Raw genomic sequence first — 21,901 nt, 5'->3', positions numbered from 1 at the left:
TTGCCACAATTCTTGAGTATAGTTGTACAATAAACCTTATTTTGGGGTCTGATAGTAATCCCTCTCTAGAAAGAAAAATTATGAATAAGAATTAACTGCCAATATGACAATAAATTTTGCTCCTTGTCCTGGTTGACTTTGGGCAGTGATACTCCCATGATGACGTTCAACAATTTTTCGGCAGAGGGCTAAACCGATACCTGTACCTTCGTATTCTTGGCGACCATGCAAACGTTGAAAAATATTGAAGATGCGATCGAGATACTTTTCCTCAAAACCAATACCATTATCTTCTACAATTATTTGACACATTTCGGAACTGACAGCAACTTTGTCTAATTGATTGTTTAAAAGTCGGCCATAAATTTTGACAATGGGCGGTACTTGTTGGCGGTGGAATTTTAGAGCATTACCAATTAAATTTTGTAACAATTGGCGCATCTGTAAAGGATCGGCTTTAATCGTAGGTAATTCACCTATCTCCACACGTCCTCCACTTTGTTGAATACGCACTTCTAAATCGGATACTACTTCTTGAGCAATCTTTGTCAAATTGATTAATACAAAAGGTTGTGTCCTAGTACTGACACGCGAAAGTGTCAATAAGTCTTCGATTAAATTCTGCATTCTCAAAGCTGCATTCTGCATCCGTTCTAGATAATCGCGTCCCTGTTCGTTTAAACAATCGTTAGAAGTGGTTTTGAGTCGTTCGCTAAAGGTCTTAATTTTCCGCAGTGGTTCTTGTAAATCATGGGAGGCGATAAAGGCAAATTGTTGCAGTTCTTCATTAGAACGGGCGAGTTCTTGTCGTTGGCGAGTTTCTTGTTCGAGAATCGAACTTTGAGCTAAAGCAATGCCTATTTGATCTGCCAGTTGTTGCAAAAGGTCAATTTCCCAGTTCGTCCATTGACGGGGATGGGCGCACTGATGAGCAATTAGCAGTCCCCAAAGTTGATTTTGCAAGAAAATCGGTACAACCAAGTTGGCTTTAACACCAAATTGGCGGAGTAATTCCACGTGGCAAGGTTGGATATTAGCCTGTTCGATGTCGGCAATGGCGCTAATTCGCCCCTGACGGTATTGCTGGATGTAATCTTCCCCAAAACAAGGATCTGCAATCAACTGTCCTACAAAGATCGGTAAATTAGGAACTACTGCTTCTTTGAGTACCGTGAAAGTGTAATTAGGTGTTAGCCGCAAGATTAATACGCGGTCTGCTTGTAGTACTTTTTGGACTTCTGTAACACTAGTTTGGAGAATTTCATCGATTTGTAAAGACTGACGAATGTTGAGAGTAATATCGGCAAATAGTTGCGATCGCGAATTTTGGCGTTCTAATTCTGCGTGTGCTTGCTTGCGATGGCTAATATCCATCATCGCGCCAATCATCCGCACTGGCGTGCCTGTACGATCGCGAACAACATAACTGCGATCGAGAATATCTGCATAAGAACCGTCGCTGCGACGAAAGCGATACTCGCCCGACCAAAATTGTTCGCCGTTGGCGATCGCCGCATTGACATCAGAAATGATTCTTTGCGTGTCGTTCGGATGTATGCGATCGCACCACCAGTTCAAATCGGAACCTACTTCCTCGACTGAGTAACCAAACAATGTCTGTACAGATTGATTCCACCACACTTTATTAGTCAGCAAATCCCAGTCCCACAAAGCATCATTGGTAGCACGGGCAACTATCTGGAAACGCTCCTCACTTTGACGCAGTTGTTCTTCTGCTAGTTTGCGCTCAGTCACATCTGTATGAGAACCTGTCATCCGCACTACATTGCCGTCTGCATTCCACACAGCTTGACCGCGGTCTAAAATCCATTTGTATGTGTTATTTTTACACTGGACTCGATATTCGCTGATGTAAAATGGGGTTTTCTGAGCAAAGTGGTCAGCAATTGCTTGCGTTACGAAACCGATATCGTCTGGATGTATCCTTGTTAGCCATCGATCTAAATTGTCACAAATCTCGTTGTCTTCGTAACCGAGCATTTCCTTCCAACGCGTCGAGAAAAACACTTCATTAGTTCTTAAGTTCCAGTCCCAGATGCCATCATTGTTACCCCGCACAGCCAATAAAGCACGTTCTTCACTTTTTTTGAGTGCATCCTCAATCCGTTGGCGTTCAATAGCTGTTGCTAGCACATTAGCAATAGCTTGGAGAAAAGAAATATCATCTTTAGTAAAGGCGCGTTTGCTGGTGGTGTGTGCCCCAAGGACTCCAAAAGGATGCTCTTTGCCATGAATGACAACGCTAATGCCACTGATGACTTTATGGTTATGCAGCAGCGGCGGCCCGTTAAATCGCGTTTCTGTACGAAGATCGCTAACAATCACAGGCCCTTGCGAAAACAAGGTGTAGCCAGCTTGCGAATCCATACCAGTGCTGACAGTTGCTTGTCCCACAAGCCCAGATTGCCAGCCTACTCCTGCTCGTAAAAATAAGGCATTACCATCTGGCAGTAGCTCCAAAACTTTGCAGTATTCAACCTTCAGGCATTGAGCAATGAGTTTTACAGATGAATTCATCAGTGTAGTTAAATCTGTGCCAGCTAATGCTATCTGACTGAGTTCTGCTACTAGCTGCTGTTGATTGGCATGAACTTCTAGCGCTGCCTCTGCTTGCTTGCGCTTGGTAATATCCATGTCTACCCCAGATATTCGTAAAGCCTCCCCAGAAGCATTGTGAAAGACTACTCCTTTGCTGGCTAGCCAGCGAATGCTGCCATCGGCTAAAACAACTCGAAATTGAATGTCATAGTCTGTGCCTTGGCTAATTGCCTGCTGATTCATGCGTTGCACAAAATCGCGCTCTTGAGGATGAACGCAGTTAATCAAAGTTGTATAAGTGCGATCGAAAGTGCCTTTTTCTAACCCGTAAAGTGCTTCTAGGTTATCCGAGCAAGTCATTTCATCAGTCTGGAGATCCCAGTTCCAGATGCCCATGTGGGCTGCCTGCAATGCCATCCTCAGTTGGTACTCTCGCAGTTGCGCTTGTTCGGTTTGTTGGCGCAATTGCTGCATTGTGCGATCGGCTTCTAAAAGACGGCACACCCTTTGAGACAATACCGATCCCTGAATTGGTTTGGTAATAAAATCAGTTGCACCTACAGCAAAAGCTCGCTCTACGGATGCTCGATCGTAAAGAGCCGTAATCATTAACACAGGTACTCTTTCAGCGATGGGGAGTGCTTGTAATTTAGCACAGCAGGTAAACCCATCCATCATCGGCATCAGAGCATCTAACAGCACCATATTTGGGCGTAGGCGAGTATAAGTAGCAAGTGCTTCGTAACCGTTACTTGCTTCTATTACCTGATATCCTGCTTGTTTCATCAACTCGCATAGATGCATTCTTGTCAAGTCATCATCGTCTACAACCAAAATTAGGGCAGAATCTTTCTGAGTCATGAGTCAAGATTCAAGAGACGTTAGTTCATAGTCTAAGAAAATATGAAGAATCGAGGATGAAGATTAAGGATGAAGAATGAAAACTTAATCTTTTATTCTGGGGCAGGGGGCAGGGAGCAGGGGGAGAAAGAGTTTGAGCCTTATTTACTTTTCTTCACTACGCAGTACTGTACTCGGTTTATTTTGAGGGAACTTTCACAAATAAATTATCTAATTAATAACCTCACGTTTTATTCTTTCTATTATGAATCACTGTATGCAAAGCTGTTAATAATTGCTGCACTGTGTAAGGTTTCGGCAAAAAGGCAGTGTCTCCAGATGCTTTATTAATAGGTATTTGCTCGCTTGTTGCTAATCCGCTGACAGCAATTATTGGTAGTTGCGGATTCATCTTTTGCAATGCGCGAATAGTCGTTGCTCCATCCATATTAGGCACTATTATATCAACGATCGCCGCACTAATTTTATCTTGATGTTGGGCGTAAATTGTCATTGCTTCAACGCCATCGCTAGCACTAATGGTTTTGTAATTATGATTTTCTAGAGAAGTGGTGGTAATCTCTCGAATTGCAGCTTCATCATCAACAACTAAAATCCATTCGCCATATCCAGCTAGTATTTCTCTATTGTCTGATGACTGGTATGTATCTGTATGCACAGCTGGTAGGTATACTTTAAATGTTGTGCTGCCTACACAACTTGACACGGTGATAAAACCACCATGACCTTTGATAATTCCCATGACTGTTGATAGTCCTAATCCCGTACCATTACTAAATTGTTTGGTGGTAAAAAATGGTTCAAAAATTCTATCTAAGAATTCGTTCTTAATGCCCAGTCCTGTATCAGCGATCGCCAAAACGATGTAAGTTCCGATTTGGGCATCAAGATGCATCTTTGTATAGTTTCGATCGATGGAAATATTTTCTGCGGTGATTGACAAATTTCCCCCTTCAGGCATGGCATCACGAGCATTCAGGCACAAGTTCATCAGTACTTGGTGTAGTTGGGTACTATCCCCGCAAACTGGGAATAAGTCTAGCTGGATTTCTGTGGTAATCGCAATTGTTTTGGGAAATGTTTGCTGAACAATTTGTTGCATTTCTAAAATCAAATGCTTGAGTTGCAAGACTGTGCGATCGCCTTCAATTCCCCGCACAAAAGATAGCACTTGTTTGACTAAATTAGCACCGCGTTTGGCGTTGTTTTCTACGATTGAAAGTATCTGGTGAGTGTTGCGATCGCTGCATTTGTTTTTGAGCAATTGCACTGACATGACAATCGGTGACAATACATTATTTAAATCGTGAGCAATACCGCTAGCCAGAGTACCAATACTCTCCATGCGTTGAGCGCGGAGAAATTGCTTTTCTAGTTGTTTTTTCTGGGTAATATCTGTGTTGACAACCAATATCGATTTAACTTGAAAATGCTCGTCTAGTACCAATGTCCAGCGACTTTCAACTGTGATTTCTGCGCCAGATTTGCTGATGTTTTGCAATTCTCCTCGCCAAGAGCCATTTTTTAAGACGCTGTTGTAAATTTCTTGGTGCTGTGGCAAAGTTTTACCGTACAATAATCGATTGGCATTTTTATCTATAGCTTCTTCTCCCTTCCAGCCATAAAGATTCTCAGCACTTTTATTCCAAAACAAAATTTTGTGGGATAAATCTTGGACGAGTATGGCATCTGTGGTGATATCCAGCAATGCTGCTTGTTCGCGACTCTGCTGTTCTGCTTGCTTGCGTTGACTAATATCCTCAACTATATAAGCAAATTTTGGATGCTTGCTAGAGCTAATTGCGATCGGCGAGACTGTTGCTGATAGCCATATTTGTTTTTGGGGTGTATCGAAAGAATATTCAAACCTAACGGGTGCTTGGGTGCGTTCTGCTTGACGGTAGTAATGAATCCACTGGCTCAAATGCTTGTCTGTCGCACCCATTTCTCGCGCTAGGCGATTTTGCATTGCTTCTGGAGTGAGTCCAAAAAATTTAGCTGTGGCGAGGTTATCAGTAATGTGCAATATGTCATTATCTACCAATTCCACAATTCCCATCATCATCGGCGCACTGTTGAAGAAACTGCGGAGAATACATTCGCTTTGGTGTAGCGCTTCTTGTGTTTGTTTGTACTCTTTTTTGATGCTTGCTAGTTCTGCTAAATTTCGCCGGATCTCTAGTTGTCTAACTACCAAACGCCCAATCGATTCCAGTGCTTCCACTTGCTTAGGACTGATTTGGCGTGGTACGCGGTCTATGACACACAGCGTCGCGATCGCCTGCCCTTCTGGTACTATCAAAGGTACGCCGACATAAAATCTTGCATGGGGTTCCGAGGTAACTATTATTTCTGTGGCAAACCGTTCGTCAGCTAAGATGTCGGGAACAATTAAAGTCTGTTTTTGCTGGATACAAAATCGACACAACGCCAAATCCGCTTGGATTTCCTGAATATTCAACCCTACTTTGGCTTTGAACCAATGACGATTAGCGTCAATCAAATTAATCAAGGCTATTGGTGTGTCACATATCTGCGCGGCTAAAGATACCAGATCGTCAAATGCTTGTTCTGGTGCAGTATCGAGAATTTGATACTGATAAAGAGCCTTAAGTCTTGCTGCTTCATGGTTACACACTGAAGATTGCATTAAATTTTTCCTACGATTACAAAGAAAGGCAGAAGTACGAAGGCAGAGGGCAGAAGGAAAGAAGCATCAATAAAAACTTTAGTTCTGGGTTTAAAGCCCAGTCTAAATCAATAATTATATCGAGACTGTAGAGAGCGGGGTATAAAACGTCCTTGTTACAATCCCACTCTTTTAAGGGTGGGTTCCCTTCTGCCTCCTGCCTTCTTGAATGAATTACGAATTATCCTCGTGTCGCTCACAGTTATTTAAATACATGAAGCAGGGAAGGTGTAAGAGTGACATATTTAGGATGAGTCTGGTTTCAAGTGCCATACACATTGAGTAATTAGTAGCCTAAATGGGAAATTGCTCCCCAGTCAATTCAGCCTTCTCTGCACTTAGTCTAAATGAAGTTACTCTCGAAATTATTTAAAAGTACAGCAAAATTCAAGAATCAGAAGTCAGAAGTAAAATAGGCTTTATTACTAGCTAACAGACAAAGCTTGTGTGTTTCATCAACTTAAAATCTGCTGGCTTCAAAAAAAGCTTGGAAAATATTTTCATTATATCGCTCTATTATGGTAAATGACTCCTAGTCTTCATTACAAAGTTTACTATTATTGCCCAACTAATTGGAAATGTATTTATGGTAAGGCAATTTTAAATCATTTGTGAAAAGTCAAATACCCAACTTCTTTGAGAAGTCAGGTATCAAAGGCTTTTAATTCTCACAGGAAGAATTCAGAAATCATAATTTCGGAGTTAGAATGCAATCAATTCTGCCCCTCCGCCCCTGGAGCGGTCTTAATGATAAGTCTTTAACCGGACACGATATCACCAGTAAAGTTGCCATTCCCCATCGTTAAAAATTCCATGTCCTTGTAGAGTAATTCTCTCATCATCCATATAAACTTGCTCAACAGGTGCAATTTGATGGAGTGAATGACCAGAGTGAATGACAATTTTGCCAACCTCGTAAGCATGGAAAGTTTGCTTTCTGGAACTTTGCATTTCTTCTACTTCCATAACCAGACCTTGATGATAGGCATCGACAAATTCCTCATATTTTAAATGCCAAACATTTAATCCACCACCACATTGAGGAAGTTTAATCGGCAATGTAAACGAAATCGAACGAGTAAAATCAACTTTATTCGCATTTTGCCATTTGAGGTTTTGATATTGCAAGTCGAAGTGAATCGATGCTGTCGGCTTAGTAAAGATTGCTGGGTATTGCCAAATATGAAATCCGGGAATAGCTAAGTATTCAAAATATTTGGTTGGTGCTTGTAACTTTTGTTTAATAGTATCTTGAATCAGTTGATAAAGCCAACTAAAATTTTGTTGAAGAATTAAATTATATTTTTTTGCTCTTTGATAATAATCATCATTGATGTCGGCTAGTTCAGAAAAATCGAGGTAGCTGGCTGCTCCTAAAGTGAAAAAGTTAGCTTTTCCTCTTTGAATCCAAAATTGTTTTAAGTTATGGATGCCAGTGTAAACTTCTTCACACTGTGCTTTTGTTAAAATTTCTGCTACGAGAATTTCTTCTGTTACAATTTCTTGAGGCAAACTAGGATAAATATCTTTTGGTTGCACAGAAAATACTCTGGTATCATTCTCAGCAGCATCGCCGTGCATTAGTAATGCCAATAAGGAATCCGTAATCCGACCATTGGCTCTTTTATCGTAACCGTCATATCCCGGCATGGGATTAACTTCCAGACACCAATATTGGTTGTCATTGGTAACTTTAAAATCCCAACCTGCAAACTTTAACCCAAAGGCAGCAGTGGCATCAACAATTTGCTGACATAAAGATTCAGGTAATTGAAAAGCTGCATAATCGGCATCTTCAAATGACTGGCGGTAGTCAACCTCTAAACAGTTAATCAACTCAGCATGAACGCTATTACCAACTACATGCGCCCGCACATCTGCACCAGCAACATATCTTTGTAAATGCACAGGCCCTTGAGAGGGGTGAAAGTCGATAAATTCCTCTGGTTGTACTAGCCGACTGTCAGCGCGAATACCAGATGTAGTCTTAACAATTGTTGGTGATGCGGCGGCAAAAGCGGCTAATTTTTCGGCGTTGGAACTGGTAATACTAGCTGGAACTTGAAAACCAGAAGATTGTAGGCAATACTCGTGCAGTGGCTTGGAAAAGTTGTCACAACGGCCGCCAGGGCGATTAATAACTGTGCCTGGAATATATTCTAGCCATGCAGTTAAAGCTGTCATGAAACCGCGCCAACGCATCGCTAAGGCCAAGTCAGATTGCACAGATGAAAGGTCAATAATGCGGCAATAGTAAGAACCTTGGGGATCGAGTTGGTATTTTTCTCCCGCAACGCTAATATAACTATATCCATCATCAGGAAGAGTTAAGTGCCAGTCACCTTCTAGAATCACAGATCGCAGGTTAATTGCTTGTACTCGAACGCCACGCCGAGTCGCTTGGGAGACGAAATGACAGAAAGTCCGGTCTGAGTCGAGTCCAATTGCGTAAATCATGGAAAGAAAGCCTCAATGAGTGCTGGTGCTAAAGAATGCCAGACAAACTGTACTTGTTGGATAGCAGGAAAGGGATTGACGCTAAATAGAGCATAATTATCCAAATTGGGGGAAATGCTCCAGATAACAACTCCAAATGTCATTTCCAACTGTTGAATAATAGAGATACTCTGGCGTTCTAGTTGCAATTTCTCTAAAGGTGCTGTTGTGCAACGCCAAGCTTGCTTGCCCAAAACAACAACCATCTCGTAAGCTGGGTCAGTATCCGAGTCATAAGCGCGATAAGGCCCTTCACCTTCTGGAATTTCCGGCCATGGGGTATCTATATATGTTGTGAGATCCTGCACATTCCACTGCTGGTTGGCAAATTCTTGGGGTGGAGCGGCAGGATACAATGAAAAAACTTCCCTACCCTTGGGATGCAAACCAGCCCTGTGTGAAGTGAGAATTGAGGAATTTGCTGCACGTCCCCAAGCACTGAAAGGTGTAGGGCGATTAATTACAGTTGATTTCATCAGTGCAGCCGCAGCCCACAAAGTTGCTAAACATTCACCATACTGAAATGAACTATCGAAGTCTTGGCGAATAGTAGATGGTGCTGGCATCCGCAGTAGCAGGGGAATATCAGGAGTCACAATTGCCCGTCCAGAATCAACGCTAACTGTGAATAACTGTGCTGCATCGCATACATCGAGAATTTCGGCAACAAATCCTTTTTGTTTGGCGAAATTGACAACTTCAGTAGCGAAACGATCGCCGCGATCGCCAACTATAATCAAATCCATATATAATCAATTCCCGATTGAATCCTTGTTAATTTCTCTAAAGACGCGCCGTAGCGCGTCCCTACTATTTATCTAATCTGCGTTCCTTTAAAAAGGACATTTGATGGCACAGTTTGTAGTGGCTGATTTAAGATAGGTTGGTTGTCGCGGATCAAAGGATCGGGATTGCTCACTTTATTGAATAAACCTCCTTGCGGGCAAGAATCACAAGCATCTTTGCCTTTGTCAGAAGCATCTTTACCTTTATCAGAAGATTCCTTACCCGTGCCACCGTCATCACCTTGTAGAATTACGGGAGATATTTTTATCCTGTTCAAATTTTGCAGAGTATCGCGTCTAGCATCTGCTGTGATGAATGGCTGAACTTTTTGGCTAGAAGCAACTACACCAAGTTGTGTAGCTGACTGGGCAAAAGCCCCACCTACCGCCGAAAGCAATACAGCAGGAACGCTAAGACTTAGCATTAGCAGTAAACGACTAGATAAAGCAGATTTAAGATTCATAAGTAATTTATCCTTGGGTTGTTTCCAAATTGACAGACAACAGCAAAAAGCGATCGCGCTGCCATAATTCTCTATAGGTCAGTCAGCTGGCTTTTATGCACGCGATTCAATTAACAATTTTGGAAACACAGAAATTAATGACGGTGCGTTAGGACTTGCGTCCATAACGCACCCTACGAAACTACTAAAATTTTATTCGCCAGAATAAATAAAAATCTTTGATAGTAGATGATTCCAGCCGGAATTATCTAGTAAAACAATGTATTTATTAGTAAATAAGAAAATCAATATTTTTAGGAGATTTAATTGAATGTCACTCAAACAGGTTAATGCTTTTTATGAAGTTGTGATATCGGATCGAGCTATTTATGAACAATATTTAAAGAAGTGTTGTCGTCGAGGATTTTTAGGCAGTTGCCATTGGGATAAAACTAGGATTGTTAAGTTTGCTAGTACTCTGGGCTACCAATTCACTGAAAGCGAGCTAGCTCAAGTATTGTTTGAAGACGAAGCGAGCTTTGCGATCGCTCGTTAAATTTATCATAGCAGAGTCAATTATCTTAAAAATTTAGTGTTTTTTTGAGTGCAATACCTTGATTGACAAAAGCCAGAATCTAGGAGTCAGGAGAATTATATCTTCTGGCTCTTGAGTGCTGAATTCTTACCAAGTAATTAGTTGATGAGAGAAAAGCGATGCCTTCTCTTTCAGAGACCCTACCGCGAACGGCAATGTCTTCTCTTCTCCTTCGGAGACGCTAGCGCGAACGAGACGCTACGCGAACGAAGATCGCAGAAAAATACCTAATCTTATCTACTTTTTGCTAATTAGTCTTTTAATTCTCTTGCTTGTCGTAAGACTTGTTCGTAAAGACTACGACTTACCCAATATTGAGCAGTATTAATCATAGCATCTAGTAAGGGTTGCACCTGTGTAATTATATTTCTATTTTTTGCTAATAAGAGAATACCTAGAGTACCAATTACTTGTAATCCCAAACTTTGAGCTACTTGGCGTGCTTCACGTTCATCTAGCAAAATTTGCCGTTCTCCAGTTTCTAGCGCTAAGGCAATTGCTTCACGTTCACCGTTATCTAATTCTGGTGGTATGTTAAGTGTTATTGTTGAAACTGAGATAACTTGCAACCATCTGGCAGCAATTGCCTGCAATACAAATTCCGATCCTGGAAAACCTGCAATAGTAGTTTCATTATAAACAGCTTGGGGAATAACAATTTGTCTAAATGCAGTCTGCAAGATATCAAGACGATTAATAGCTGCAAAATTTATTAAAGGCGTAGCGTTACAAACAACGGTCACAATCTCTAAAAACCTGCTTCAATTATTTCAATATCTTGAGCTAAATCTGCTTCATTATAATGACGTTCGATTTTGTTTTCTCCTAAAAGTTGCTGAAATTCCCATACAGACAAGTTAGCTAGGTGACGTGCTTGACTAAAGGTAAAAATATTCTGTGCGTACAGTTGTAAAGCTAATTCCTGGAGAATAGCTCGTTCACCTTGATTTAAAGAATCAGGTGATATTTGCAAGTTGATGGGTTGGATAAATTGACTCATTACCAACTTGTGTTAACTAGGGTTTACTACTTTTATCATATAAATTCGTGTCTATGCACTCAGTAAAAAGAGCGATCGCAAGCAGTATTTTTGAGAATAGAGATCGCCCAAGTTTAGTAGATGGCAAACTTTCCTCAAAAGTGCGATCGCTTTACCCAGCCTTTTAATTACGAATTAATTTTTTAGCCAATCGCCACAGTAGGGAAAACGGTAGAATTAATATCGCCTTTAAGATTTTCACAAACTGACCTAACCTACGTTTCCAGATGGCACGAGGGGTAAAATGCTGTCGTAGAATTAGAATTGTCAGATTTTTTCTAACCATTACTGTAGAAAAATGATTAACCCCGAACACCCGTTTGCACATTGCCAGGGCTTTGCTGTAGAGAGGTTCAGCTTTCGTATACCTGCCTTGGCTATCGTAGAGTGCTGCTAAGTTGTTCAAGCTATTAGCCACATCGGGATGGTCGCCAACAAACAGGCGCTTTCTCATTGTCAGGGCTTCAATAAAGAGGGGTTCGGCTTTCGCGTACCGTCCCTGGCATTTGTAGAGTCCGGCTAAATTGTTCAAGTTGATAGCTACATCAGGATGGTCGCCAACAAACAGGCGTTTTGTCATTGCTAAAGCTTCATTGTAAAGAGATTCGGCATCGCTGTACCGCCCTTGGCATTTGTAAAGTGCTGCTAAGTTGTTCAAGCTATTAGCCACATCAGGATGGTCGCCAACAAACAGGCGTTTTGTCATTGCCAAGGCTTCAGTGAAGGGGGGTTTAGCTTCCGTGTACAGTCCTTGACCATAGTAGACTAATGCTAAATTGTTCAAGCTAGTAGCTATGTTAGGATGGTCGCCATCAAACAGCCGTTTTGTCATTGCTAGAGCTTCATTGTAAAGAGATTCGGCATCGCTGTACCGCCCTTGGCTATTGTAGAGTTCTGCTAAATTGTTCGAGATAGTAGCTACATGAGGATGGTCACCAACAAACAGGCGCTTTGTCATTGCCAGGGCTTCGCTGTAGAGAAGTTCAGCTTCCGTGTGCCGTCCTTGGCTATTGTAGAGTTCTGCTAAATTATTCAACCTAGTAGCGACATCAGGATGGTCACCAACAAACAGGCGCTTTGTCATTGCCAAAGCTTCGTTACAGAGGGGTTCGGCTTCTGTATACCGCCCTTGATTTTTGTAGAGTCCTGCTAAATTGTCTAAGCTAGTAGCTACATCAGGATGGTCACCTACAAACAGGCGCTTGATCATTGCTAAAGCTTCATTGTAAAGGGGTTCAGCTTCAGAATACCGCCCTTGGCTATTGTAGAGTAAAGCTAAATTGTTCAAGCTACTAGCCACATCAAGATGATCGCCATCAAACAAACGCTTTGTCATTGCCAGGGCTTCAGTGGAGAGGGGTTCTGCTTCTGTGTACCGCCCTTGGTTTTTGTAGAGTAAACCTAAATTGTCCAAGCTAGAAGCCACGTATGGATGGTCGCCTGCAAATAGGAGTTGGCAAATATTTACACATTCTTTATACCAATGTTCTGCTAATTTATATAAGCCTTGTCTTTCGTAAAATCTTCCTAACCCCACAAATATCCAAGTTACTTCATCATTGGGGACTGATGCTAGAGAAGCTATCTGTGCCTCATTTGCTTCCTTTATCTCTGCAATTAAACGTTCTCCTATGCCTTCAAGATGAGGAACAATATTATTGAAAAATTCGATGTCTTTAAAGCTAGGTGAAGCGGCAAAACCTTGAGCAATAGCTATCATGGCAGTGGTAAAGGTTGTTTCCAAAACTGATTGCATCTCGCCAGAGACCGTTAACTGCTCTTGCAAAAACCACCGCACTAAAGCATGAATTTTATAACATCCTTCTCTTTCTTCTACCAGTTGCAGCAAGTTCTGCCCATAGAGTTGCTTTTTAGCTTCGTTTAATTCATTTTCTGACCACGTTAGCTGTCTTTCTTCCTGATTTTCTGCTTCTTCCCCACCTGTTGCCACCCAAATTACCAAATCCCAAAGAATCTGTTGGGGAGCAAATAAACTCAAAAATCTTCCTAACTGTTGCGCCAGTGGGTCGAGTTCTTGCCAAGTTAAAGCAAAGGCGGCTTTGACTCCTAGTTGAGTTGAATTGATGGTTTCCCGGTTTTGTAAAGCTGCTTCTGCTAATTTACGTTCTTGCAATCGCCTAAACATGATATCTAAAGATATGTCCGGGTCGCGTACTAAATAACCTCCCACTAACTCTATGCCCAAAGGTAAATATTCCAGACATTCACATATTGCCGTTGCGGCTTTTGGTTGGTTTTCCACTCGCCTATCTGTTTTCCCCAACAGTCGTTTTAACAGTTCTAAGGCTTTGCCTGGTTCTTTTTGGGGCGAGAGAACATCTAAAGAAATTTCTTGAATCAAATTAGGGTCTAAACGCTGCGGTCGAGTAGTTACTAAAACTCGGAAACAGTTATCGGTGGGAGCAACTTCGGCTAGGTTGGCTAGGTCTGTCACATCATCGAAGACAATTAAGATCGGCAAGGGAGAGTCGGGATATTTAGACCAACACCAGGCGACTTGTTCTTTTAGGCTGCTTACTCTTAGTTCTTGGGGAATCTCAAAACCAAGCTGGAGGAAAAATTCTAAAACTTCGGCGGCGAGATTGGTTTCTCTGTCGTTGAACCAAGTAATGCCGCCATAATCTTGTTGATATCGTCTGGCGTATTGGGTGGCTAACTCAGTTTTGCCTACGCCTCCCATTCCGGCTATTGCCACATAATCTCCCCGCTGCAAATCTTGATGCAGCATTGCCAATTCCTGTTCTCGCCCGACAAAATGGACGGAACCGCGAGGGATAAATTTTGTGGGAGTTAACTGTCTCTGTCCCTCAATAATTTGAGTGCCAATATTAACTTGAGAACCAGGGGCGGCGAAAGCGCCAACTTTATCGGCGAACTTGCCAGAGTCTTCAGGCATACATTATTAAGCAACAACCGCGTACACACAAGTCTGATTTATTTTGTATTTCGGTATTACCCTACCCTAACCCTCCCCTTGGAAAGGCTACAGTGTACACACAAGTCTGAAGTAGCTTGCGAATTTGAGTTTTACCCCACCCTAACCCTCCCCTTGGAAAGGGGAGGGAACTAGATTTCCGGTTTCCCTCCTTATAAAGGGGGGATCAAAGGGGGTAATACGAATTTTAGAGAATTGGTATAATCGAGAATGCTGCAAGTTATTAGATTAAAAAGACATATTTTGGATGTTTCCTGTTCCACCTGACATGACAACCATACCAATTTTGTCTGCCAATTTTTCTAGGTTAGGCATAGCTAGAATTTCCGCAAGTTTAGGATTTGGTTCGGCTTTAGCTGCTTGTGCCAATTCTTGTGCAGCTTGAGCCACTTCAGGGTTAACTTTAGCCGCAGATTCTACCTCAGTTATTACCTTGCCATAATCGAGTGGTTGTTCTGGGGCTTTCTCGATCGCAGCTACAATATGGGGAGACTGTTTTTTGAGCGTCACAAGAAACTGACCAGTTTTATTCCAGAGAGTTTCGCCTATCTGTTCGCCCGTTTTTTCTAAAGCTTTAGTGGCAAGTATAGAGCCAACAGCGATCGCCGCAGTAGTTAAAGGTTCCATGTGCTACTTTGACTAGGGGTATCTTCTTTACTCATTAACACATGGCTTTGCTGCTAAATTCCGTAAATTAAGTTAAATTTTGCCCTTGTTGAAAGCAGGAGTTTACTTACATCGCGCTTGACGTTACTTACATCGCGCTTGACGTTACTTACATCGCGTTTGAAGTGACTTACATCGCGCTTGAAGTGACTTACATCATGCTTGACGTTACTTACATTGCGCTTGAAGTGACTTACATCGCGTTTAAAGTTAACGTGAGTTCGACAAGCCCTTTTTTGACCTCTCCCCCAACCCCTCTCCGACACGGAGAGGGGAGCCAAAACCCTAATTTCTCGTTACTCCTCCCTTTCCCTGTGGGAGAGGGAGGTTGGGAGGGAGAGGTTCATCGAACTCACGTTGAAGTTAGGACTGCTGAATGCATCTCCTGTTTTTAAGAGCAGCCGCACATTGCTAAAAGCTTGTTAAAAAATATACGATTTTCTGCGGATAATGCTGAACCACTACATAGCTTTAGTAAGACAAACTAGTTCTAGAACCATCTTAAAGGAATGCTTCTATGCCCAGGCAAAAACGTACATCTCGCGTTCTAGAAAAAGCTGAATTAAGATCCGCAAGTCTCAAATCAATCGACCCAAGCATGAATTTTGGGGATGTTCGCAACATGCAAAATTTAACACAGGTAATTGAACAGTTACGCACTACAATAGATGCTTATAATACTGCTCTATCTGTAATTGACTCTTCTAAAACCGAGATCGATCAACTAGAAAAAACCCTAGCCGATCTCACTGACAAAATGCTCATTGGAGTTGCCTTTAAATATGGCAAAGACAGCCGCGAATATGAAATGGCAGGTGGTGTTCGCAAAAGCGAACGCATCCGCAGAAGCATAGCCAGCCGACTGAAAGCAGGTACAGAAGAAGCATCTAGTAAAAACGCTCAAACATTATAGTATTCAGTTAGCAAATGCTAAGTAGCGATCGCTAATTCTGACACAAAAGGCGATCGTCAGAGAGTTTATCTATGGAAGCGAACAGACCTCCATGCTTTGAATCAGTCCATGCTCAATGGTGAAACGATGTCCCACACGCTCATCGGCAAGGATCGTTCCAGCCAAGTCGCGGACAACCTGATGCACTTCAACTAAAATACGTCCGGCATCCTCTGGGTGGAAGGCCGTCGGCTCCACATGCGGGTCGATCTCGCTCCATTGCTCCGTCCAATAAGCGCGGACTTCCTCCAATCCACGGACGAATCCACCCTTGAACGCTCTCGGCCAAGCCACGTTGGGAGTCATCAGGGTAAGGGCGGCATCGATATCTCGCGCGTTGAAGGCAGCGTAAGCTGCGTGCAGCAGCTCGATTTCTGGTGCAGGTTGATTTGGCATAAAGCAGATGGTTGAGGACAGGAAGCAGAGTCTCGCCATTGTAGATCCAGATCGAGGATTTTGACAAAGTGATGTCGATTAATGTGCATAGTTTTTAAGGGGGCTAGGGGGATCGACAAGTGTCTCAAATCACAGCTAACCCTTTTCAAACAACCTCTCAGGTACTAAGCAATCATTCAGGCAAGATGTTATCTATGTATAGCACTTAGCGATGTCTACGACGGGCTACGCCTACGCAAATATGCGAATCAATCAGCGTTATGCAAAACGCCTGAAACGACCAAATACCGTTATCCATATTATGGTTAATTTGTATAGTGCGTAAGAGTTAAAATAGTCTTTAAAGTTTTTTGGGCGATACTATACTCCTATCCCAAAGCCCTATTCTCTCGCGATCGCTGTCATTAAAATTAAGTTGTTGAGAAGAATATTTAGTGTGAACCCCTTGCTATTTCGATGTTTCACGGCTTAAGGGAAAAATCAGAATCAATTTACTATTAGAATTACTGCAAATGTGGTATATAAAACTAAAATATTTTTTTAATTTACCATAAGTTTTTATGAAAGAGATATTAACTCGAATTGAAACATGGTTTAAAAAGCATTTGCCAGAAGTCTTAGATAGTTTAAATCCCGCAGCAACTGAAGAGGAAATTCTGGAGTTAGAAAATCAAATGCAATTTGAGTTACCCCCATCATTCAAAGAATTATACAAGTGGCATAATGGTCAGATGAGTAGATACTACCCAGGACTATTTTATGGCTTAGAATTTTTGTCTTTACCTGAGATACATCGAAATTGGCAAGTCTGGGCACAACTTGTTGATGAGGGCATAAATAAAGATATTCTTGGTCAATCTCATAGCCCAGGAAAAGTTAAAGAAATATATGCTAGTAAAAAATGGATTCCTTTTGCCTATGATTGCGGTGGCAATCATTTAGGTATAGATTTAGACCCAGGAAAGAAAGGTAAAGTAGGGCAAGTTATCAATTTTGGCAGAGATGAAGATGTTAAATTCGTTTTTGCAGATGATTTAGAATCATTTTTAAATTGGTTTATTACTCAACTAGAATCGGGCAACTACATCATCAGTTCTGAGGACGAAGATTCTATAAGTTTTAGTACTAAAAATCCCGAAATGAGTCATTTTCTTGATTATTGGAAAGTTATTACTCAAGGTAAACTTTAAGAACTTATAAGTAGAAGGCAGGAGGCAGAAGGCAGGAGGCAGGAGGCAGTGGTCAGTGGTCAGTTGTCAGTTGTCAGTTGTCAGTGTAACGCACCGCCAAAAATTTACGGTGCGTTATGAACGCAAGTCCTAACGCACCCTACCAAACTCAAAGCTGTCGCGCCTGTTAAATGCGATCGAAGTATAGCCGTAGCCACAACCTTTAGGACAGTTGTGATTGCTCAAAGCCTTAAAGCAAGTGGTTTTTACTCAGCACTCAGCACTCAGCACTTTGCTATATCAACAATTCTATCTTTAATGCAATACGGTTCAGTTAAAGGTTATTGGCGTAGAAAATTGGTCTTTCAGACGCGATGAATCGCGTCTCTACATGAGGATTTGGGGCTTAACTGAACTGTATCGATCTTTAATGCACTAACTTAATGGCACGTTTCGTTAATGCCTCCGCAGTCAAACCATTAAACGCCATCAACTCACCAGCACTTGCTGTAGTTTCCCCACGCTTCCAAGCGAAGGTATCGCGCTTGGCTGTACTGCGTAACATGATGGGTTCTAGCATTGCTGCTGCACCACCTGTCACACCAATTAGCGCATCACCAGCAAATAATTCGGCAAATTTGGCATCATCTAAGAAACCGCCATCAGCTTCAGAAGAAGTTTCCCAGGCAGTATCATCAGGACGATACAACCGCCGAGGATTGATGACAGAAACAATTTTGACACCAATACCCTCATTTTCTAAGAAAGCGGCAGCTTCAAATACTGGCATTAATGTCATATCGCCAATGACAGCAAACACAACTTTGCGATCGCCTGCAACTTCATGCAACACCACTGCACCATCTTGCAATCCTTGATGAGTTTGGGCAAAAGTTGTGCGAATTGGTAATGGTGATTTACTTGCAGTAATGACAATTCCCTTATTCTTAGTTGTTAGCGCCCAGTCATAACAGACTTGAATACTGTTAGCATCCGGGGGAAATAAGGGGAAAACATTACCATTTCGCATCAATGAAGCAAAGTAAGCTTCAATTTCTGGACGTTGGTGAGTCCATCCGTTGCGCCCTTGTTCTAATGCCCCAGCAGTGAATAAAGTAATTGTTGAGGGTGTGGGACGACGTAATTCTGCCATTGCTTGGATGACGGTTTGCCAAATCGGTAATCCGTTAATGGCAAAAGATTCGTAGGAACACCACAAAGTACGCGCACCCATCAGCGACAAACCAGCAGCTAAACCCGCACAAGCATCTTCACTCAACGGTTCGTAAACTTGTCCGTTTGGTGCTTGGTTGTATAAGTCGTCGGTTGTGGGGTGGATAATTTTCAGTGCTTGGTTAATATTGGCTATCCCAGATGCTTCGTTACCATCGGCGTTAGTCACAAGGAAATTTCGATCTTTTTGTCCCACTATTCCTACTAACCGTCCCATGGCTGTTGTGGAAACTTTGGGTTCGCCACTAACTGCATATTCTTCTAAAGGCAATTCGCCTAACTCTGGTAATGGTAATGCAAATTCTGTCACCACGGTTTTCGCCGCCGGGCCTCCGCCAGCACGTTCGGCATTTGTCCGTACTAGTTGCCATTCTTCTGGCGATAAAGCGCGCGATCGCAATGCACTAACTATATGAGGAGCATCCAGCGTATCTTTAGGATAGAGGTTGTGAGATTTTGCACCTCTAGCATGGACTCCTGCACCTTTGAGTTGTTTAATAATAAACACCGTCAGTTTACCGCTGAGGGCGGAAGTTGCAGCTTTATCGATACTCACAAGTACAGCTTTGGTAAAGGCTAGCCGCTGCTCGAAGGAAAAAGCGGTACTATCAACGTAATCCCCTGGTTGGTCGCGATCGTCAAATTCTTTAGCATCTATTAACACGACTTCATCAAAACCGTTACCTTGCCAGTATGCCTGCATCTGTTCGTTGGTTTTGAGAGAAACCATACTGTGATGTTCCTGGCTGTAACCGTTCCATACCAGTACTGGCAAGAAGTTGGTGACATCTGGGTAAGCAGTGTGGAAGTGGGCGATCGCACTAACAATATATGGTTCGCCCAGTCCCCCATCCCCTAGGGTGAAAGGAAATAATTTATCTTTATGCAACAAGGCCGCTGCCATTGCAAAATGTTGTCCTTGCCCTAAAGGCCCCGCAGGTGCAAGAATACCGGGGATATAACCAGAAAGGTGTCCTAAAAGCCCGTGCTTTTCTCGAAAGCGATCGCGCAATTCTTGTACTCTAAAAATCCCCATATCCTCTAAAGAGCGATCGAGGAACATTGCACTATAAAATCCGGGAGCGTGGTGTCCAACTTCGGTAATAATATTCTTATATCCCAGCATGACAAGAGCCGCGTAAGCTTCCGCTTGACTGGCAAATCCACCTGGATGCCCAGAGGCTTTACTACCAGTAATTTGCAATGTCAGGTAGCGTAAAGCATCAGAAAATAGTAAAGTTTGATACACAGCATTCGCTTCTGTAGGAGATGCGATCGCGACTTTGCCCGACTCTACAGCAGGTGTTGCACCATAGGTTTCAAAACCAGGTAGCACTTCACCAAAATATTGAATTCCTTCGCAAAAATCGGGAAGTGCTGAAGATGCTTTTGGCGTGATTGCTGTCATGCTGAGTACCTTATTAAAAAAACCAAAATGATAGAAGATGCTCGTTTAATTTAACAAAAATTTTACATCTTTCAGCTTGTAACAGTTTATTGCTTTTTCGCAACCCCAAGATAAGTAGTTTAAATCGTTACTCCAAAAAATTTAAGAGTTTGAGTTAGTTAATGTAAAAAAAGAGATAAAGTAACAAAAAAAATTTATGAAATTACCAAACGGCCCGCAAACCCCAGCAGTAGTACAGATGCTGCGTTGGATTATCAGCCCCATGTCATTTTTGGAAGCTTGTGCTGCAAAATATGGAGACATGTTTACTCTCAAGTTAGAGAACAACTCTCCTCCCTTGATATTTGTCAGCAATCCCCAAGTGCTACAGCAGATTTTGACAAACGATACCAAGGAGTTTGCAGCACCTGGCGATACGAATCTGCTGTTTGAATCTTTACTTGGTAAGCGTTCTGTGATTACCATCAGTGGCGCAGAACACCAGCGCCAAAGACAGTTGTTATTGCCACCGTTTCACGGTGAAAGAATGCGAAGCTATAGTCAGGTAATTAGTGATATTACCGAGAAAATAATCAGCCAATACCAGATAGGTCAATCCTTCAATATCCGGTCTGCTGCCCAAACTATTACCCTAAGAGTAATTATGCAAGCCGTGTTTGGTCTAGATGAAGGGCCGCGCGCTGATAAACTACAACACTTTTTGGGCGAAATCTTAGAAAAGGGAAGTTCTAAGTTGAGTGTCGCTTTGCTTTATTTTCCTTCTTTGCAAAGAGATTTTGGCCCGATTAATGTTTGGGGAAGGCAGATGCGCCGCCAGCAGGAAACAGATCGACTTCTATACGCAGAAATTCGAGAACGTCGAGAACAACCAGATTCATCGCGCACGGATATTCTCAGCTTACTGATGTCAGCTAGAGATGAAGCAGGTCAAGTTATGACCGATGAAGAGTTGCGCGATGAATTAATGACTTTATTAATAGCAGGACATGAAACCACAGCAACAGCGATTGCTTGGGCATTTTACTGGATTCACAAACTACCATCGGTGCGCCAAAAGCTACTGCAAGAACTAGATAGTCTCGCAGATAACCCAGACCCCAACGCTATTTTTAAATTACCCTATCTCAATGCTGTTTGCTGTGAAACCTTGCGAATTTATCCAGTAGCGATGCTGACCTTTCCGAGGGTAGTGAAAACACCTGTATCGCTGGGTGGTTATGACCTCGAACCGGGTACGGGTGTGATTGGTTCGATTTATTCAATCCACCAACGCGAAGATTTATATCCCCAACCCAAGCAGTTTAAGCCAGAACGCTTTTTAGAACGGCAATTTTCTCCCTACGAGTATTTGCCTTTTGGGGGAGGTGCAAGGCGCTGTATTGGTCTAGCCTTTGCTCAGTTGGAAATGAAATTAGCAATCGCCAAAATCCTTACCAGTCGAGAATTAGAGCTAGTTGACAACGGTGAAATCCGACCTCAACGGCGTGGTTTGGTGACAGGGCCAAACCGTCCTATCGAGATGGTTATCAAGAGTCAGCGTCAGGTGAAGTCTCACATCTCCCAGATAAAGGAACTTCAAGAAATGAAAACAACTGCTTGAACTAGGGATAGTTGACCAAGCCCCGTTGGGGCGGGTGTGGGGTGTGGGGTGTGG

Annotated in this window: 15 protein-coding genes; 4 read left to right on the top strand and 11 right to left on the bottom strand. The window is 42.4% G+C overall.

The window, feature by feature from the left end:
- Window positions 1-78: 78 nt before the first annotated feature.
- The 5 genes from I8752_RS11760 to I8752_RS11740 form a co-directional block, all read right to left on the bottom strand.
- Window positions 79-3,420 (bottom strand): PAS domain-containing protein, encoded by a 3,342-nt coding sequence (locus tag I8752_RS11760; protein WP_214432502.1) that lies wholly within the window; start codon window positions 3,418-3,420, stop codon window positions 79-81.
- Window positions 3,421-3,643: 223 nt separating this feature from the next.
- A complete protein-coding gene (locus tag I8752_RS11755; RefSeq protein WP_214432501.1) occupies window positions 3,644-6,070 on the bottom strand; it encodes a hybrid sensor histidine kinase/response regulator in 2,427 nt (808 codons plus the stop codon).
- Window positions 6,071-6,883: 813 nt separating this feature from the next.
- A complete protein-coding gene (locus tag I8752_RS11750; protein WP_214432500.1) occupies window positions 6,884-8,566 on the bottom strand; it encodes an ATP-grasp domain-containing protein in 1,683 nt (560 codons plus the stop codon).
- Window positions 8,563-9,351 (bottom strand): hypothetical protein, encoded by a 789-nt coding sequence (locus tag I8752_RS11745; protein WP_214432499.1) that lies wholly within the window; start codon window positions 9,349-9,351, stop codon window positions 8,563-8,565. The genes I8752_RS11750 and I8752_RS11745 overlap by 4 nt, the downstream gene beginning before the upstream one ends.
- Window positions 9,352-9,419: 68 nt before the next feature.
- Window positions 9,420-9,854 (bottom strand): hypothetical protein, encoded by a 435-nt coding sequence (locus I8752_RS11740; RefSeq protein ID WP_214432498.1) that lies wholly within the window; start codon window positions 9,852-9,854, stop codon window positions 9,420-9,422.
- Window positions 9,855-10,164: 310 nt separating this feature from the next.
- Between I8752_RS11740 and I8752_RS11735 the strand changes: the two genes are divergently transcribed.
- Window positions 10,165-10,389, top strand: a complete 225-nt coding sequence (locus tag I8752_RS11735; RefSeq protein WP_214432497.1) for a Nif11-like leader peptide family natural product precursor — start codon at window positions 10,165-10,167, stop codon at window positions 10,387-10,389.
- Window positions 10,390-10,679: 290 nt separating this feature from the next.
- On the opposite strand, the gene I8752_RS38360 is transcribed toward I8752_RS11735, so the two are convergent.
- The 4 genes from I8752_RS38360 to I8752_RS11715 all read right to left on the bottom strand — a co-directional run bounded on the left by I8752_RS38360 (window position 10,680) and on the right by I8752_RS11715 (window position 15,050).
- Window positions 10,680-11,171: a DUF3368 domain-containing protein gene (locus I8752_RS38360; RefSeq protein WP_214432496.1), complete on the bottom strand. Its 492-nt coding sequence runs from the start codon at window positions 11,169-11,171 to the stop codon at window positions 10,680-10,682.
- Between the two features lie 5 nt (window positions 11,172-11,176).
- The gene (locus I8752_RS11725) at window positions 11,177-11,428 is read right to left on the bottom strand and encodes a UPF0175 family protein (RefSeq protein ID WP_214432495.1); all 252 of its coding nucleotides are present in this window, start codon (window positions 11,426-11,428) and stop codon (window positions 11,177-11,179) included.
- 163 nt (window positions 11,429-11,591) lie between these two features.
- The gene (locus tag I8752_RS11720) at window positions 11,592-14,384 is read right to left on the bottom strand and encodes a tetratricopeptide repeat protein (protein WP_214432494.1); all 2,793 of its coding nucleotides are present in this window, start codon (window positions 14,382-14,384) and stop codon (window positions 11,592-11,594) included.
- Window positions 14,385-14,651: 267 nt separating this feature from the next.
- A complete protein-coding gene (locus tag I8752_RS11715; protein ID WP_214432493.1) occupies window positions 14,652-15,050 on the bottom strand; it encodes a hypothetical protein in 399 nt (132 codons plus the stop codon).
- Between the two features lie 556 nt (window positions 15,051-15,606).
- Between I8752_RS11715 and I8752_RS11710 the strand changes: the two genes are divergently transcribed.
- A complete protein-coding gene (locus I8752_RS11710) occupies window positions 15,607-16,002 on the top strand; it encodes a hypothetical protein (RefSeq protein WP_214432492.1) in 396 nt (131 codons plus the stop codon).
- Window positions 16,003-16,071: 69 nt separating this feature from the next.
- On the opposite strand, the gene I8752_RS11705 is transcribed toward I8752_RS11710, so the two are convergent.
- Window positions 16,072-16,437: a nuclear transport factor 2 family protein gene (locus tag I8752_RS11705; RefSeq protein WP_214432491.1), complete on the bottom strand. Its 366-nt coding sequence runs from the start codon at window positions 16,435-16,437 to the stop codon at window positions 16,072-16,074.
- A 560-nt stretch (window positions 16,438-16,997) separates the two neighbouring features.
- On the opposite strand from I8752_RS11705, the gene I8752_RS11700 reads away from it, so the two are divergent.
- Entirely contained in the window at window positions 16,998-17,627 is a 630-nt protein-coding gene (locus I8752_RS11700; protein WP_214432490.1) for an SMI1/KNR4 family protein, read from the top strand.
- 406 nt (window positions 17,628-18,033) lie between these two features.
- Here the strand turns inward: I8752_RS11700 and I8752_RS11695 are convergent, their stop codons facing one another.
- A complete protein-coding gene (locus I8752_RS11695; RefSeq protein WP_214432489.1) occupies window positions 18,034-20,247 on the bottom strand; it encodes a phosphoketolase family protein in 2,214 nt (737 codons plus the stop codon).
- 196 nt (window positions 20,248-20,443) lie between these two features.
- Here I8752_RS11695 and I8752_RS11690 point away from each other — a divergent pair, with 196 nt between their 5' ends.
- Complete coding sequence (locus I8752_RS11690; RefSeq protein WP_214432488.1) at window positions 20,444-21,847, top strand: cytochrome P450; 1,404 nt, start codon at window positions 20,444-20,446, stop codon at window positions 21,845-21,847.
- Window positions 21,848-21,901: the final 54 nt, after the last annotated feature.

The sequence above is a fragment of the Dendronalium phyllosphericum CENA369 genome, from assembly GCF_016056275.1.
Taxonomy (GTDB): Bacteria; Cyanobacteriota; Cyanobacteriia; order Cyanobacteriales; family Nostocaceae; genus Dendronalium; species Dendronalium phyllosphericum.
The sequence above is the reverse complement of the archived record's forward strand: the minus strand, read 5'-3'. Positions and strand labels throughout refer to the sequence as shown.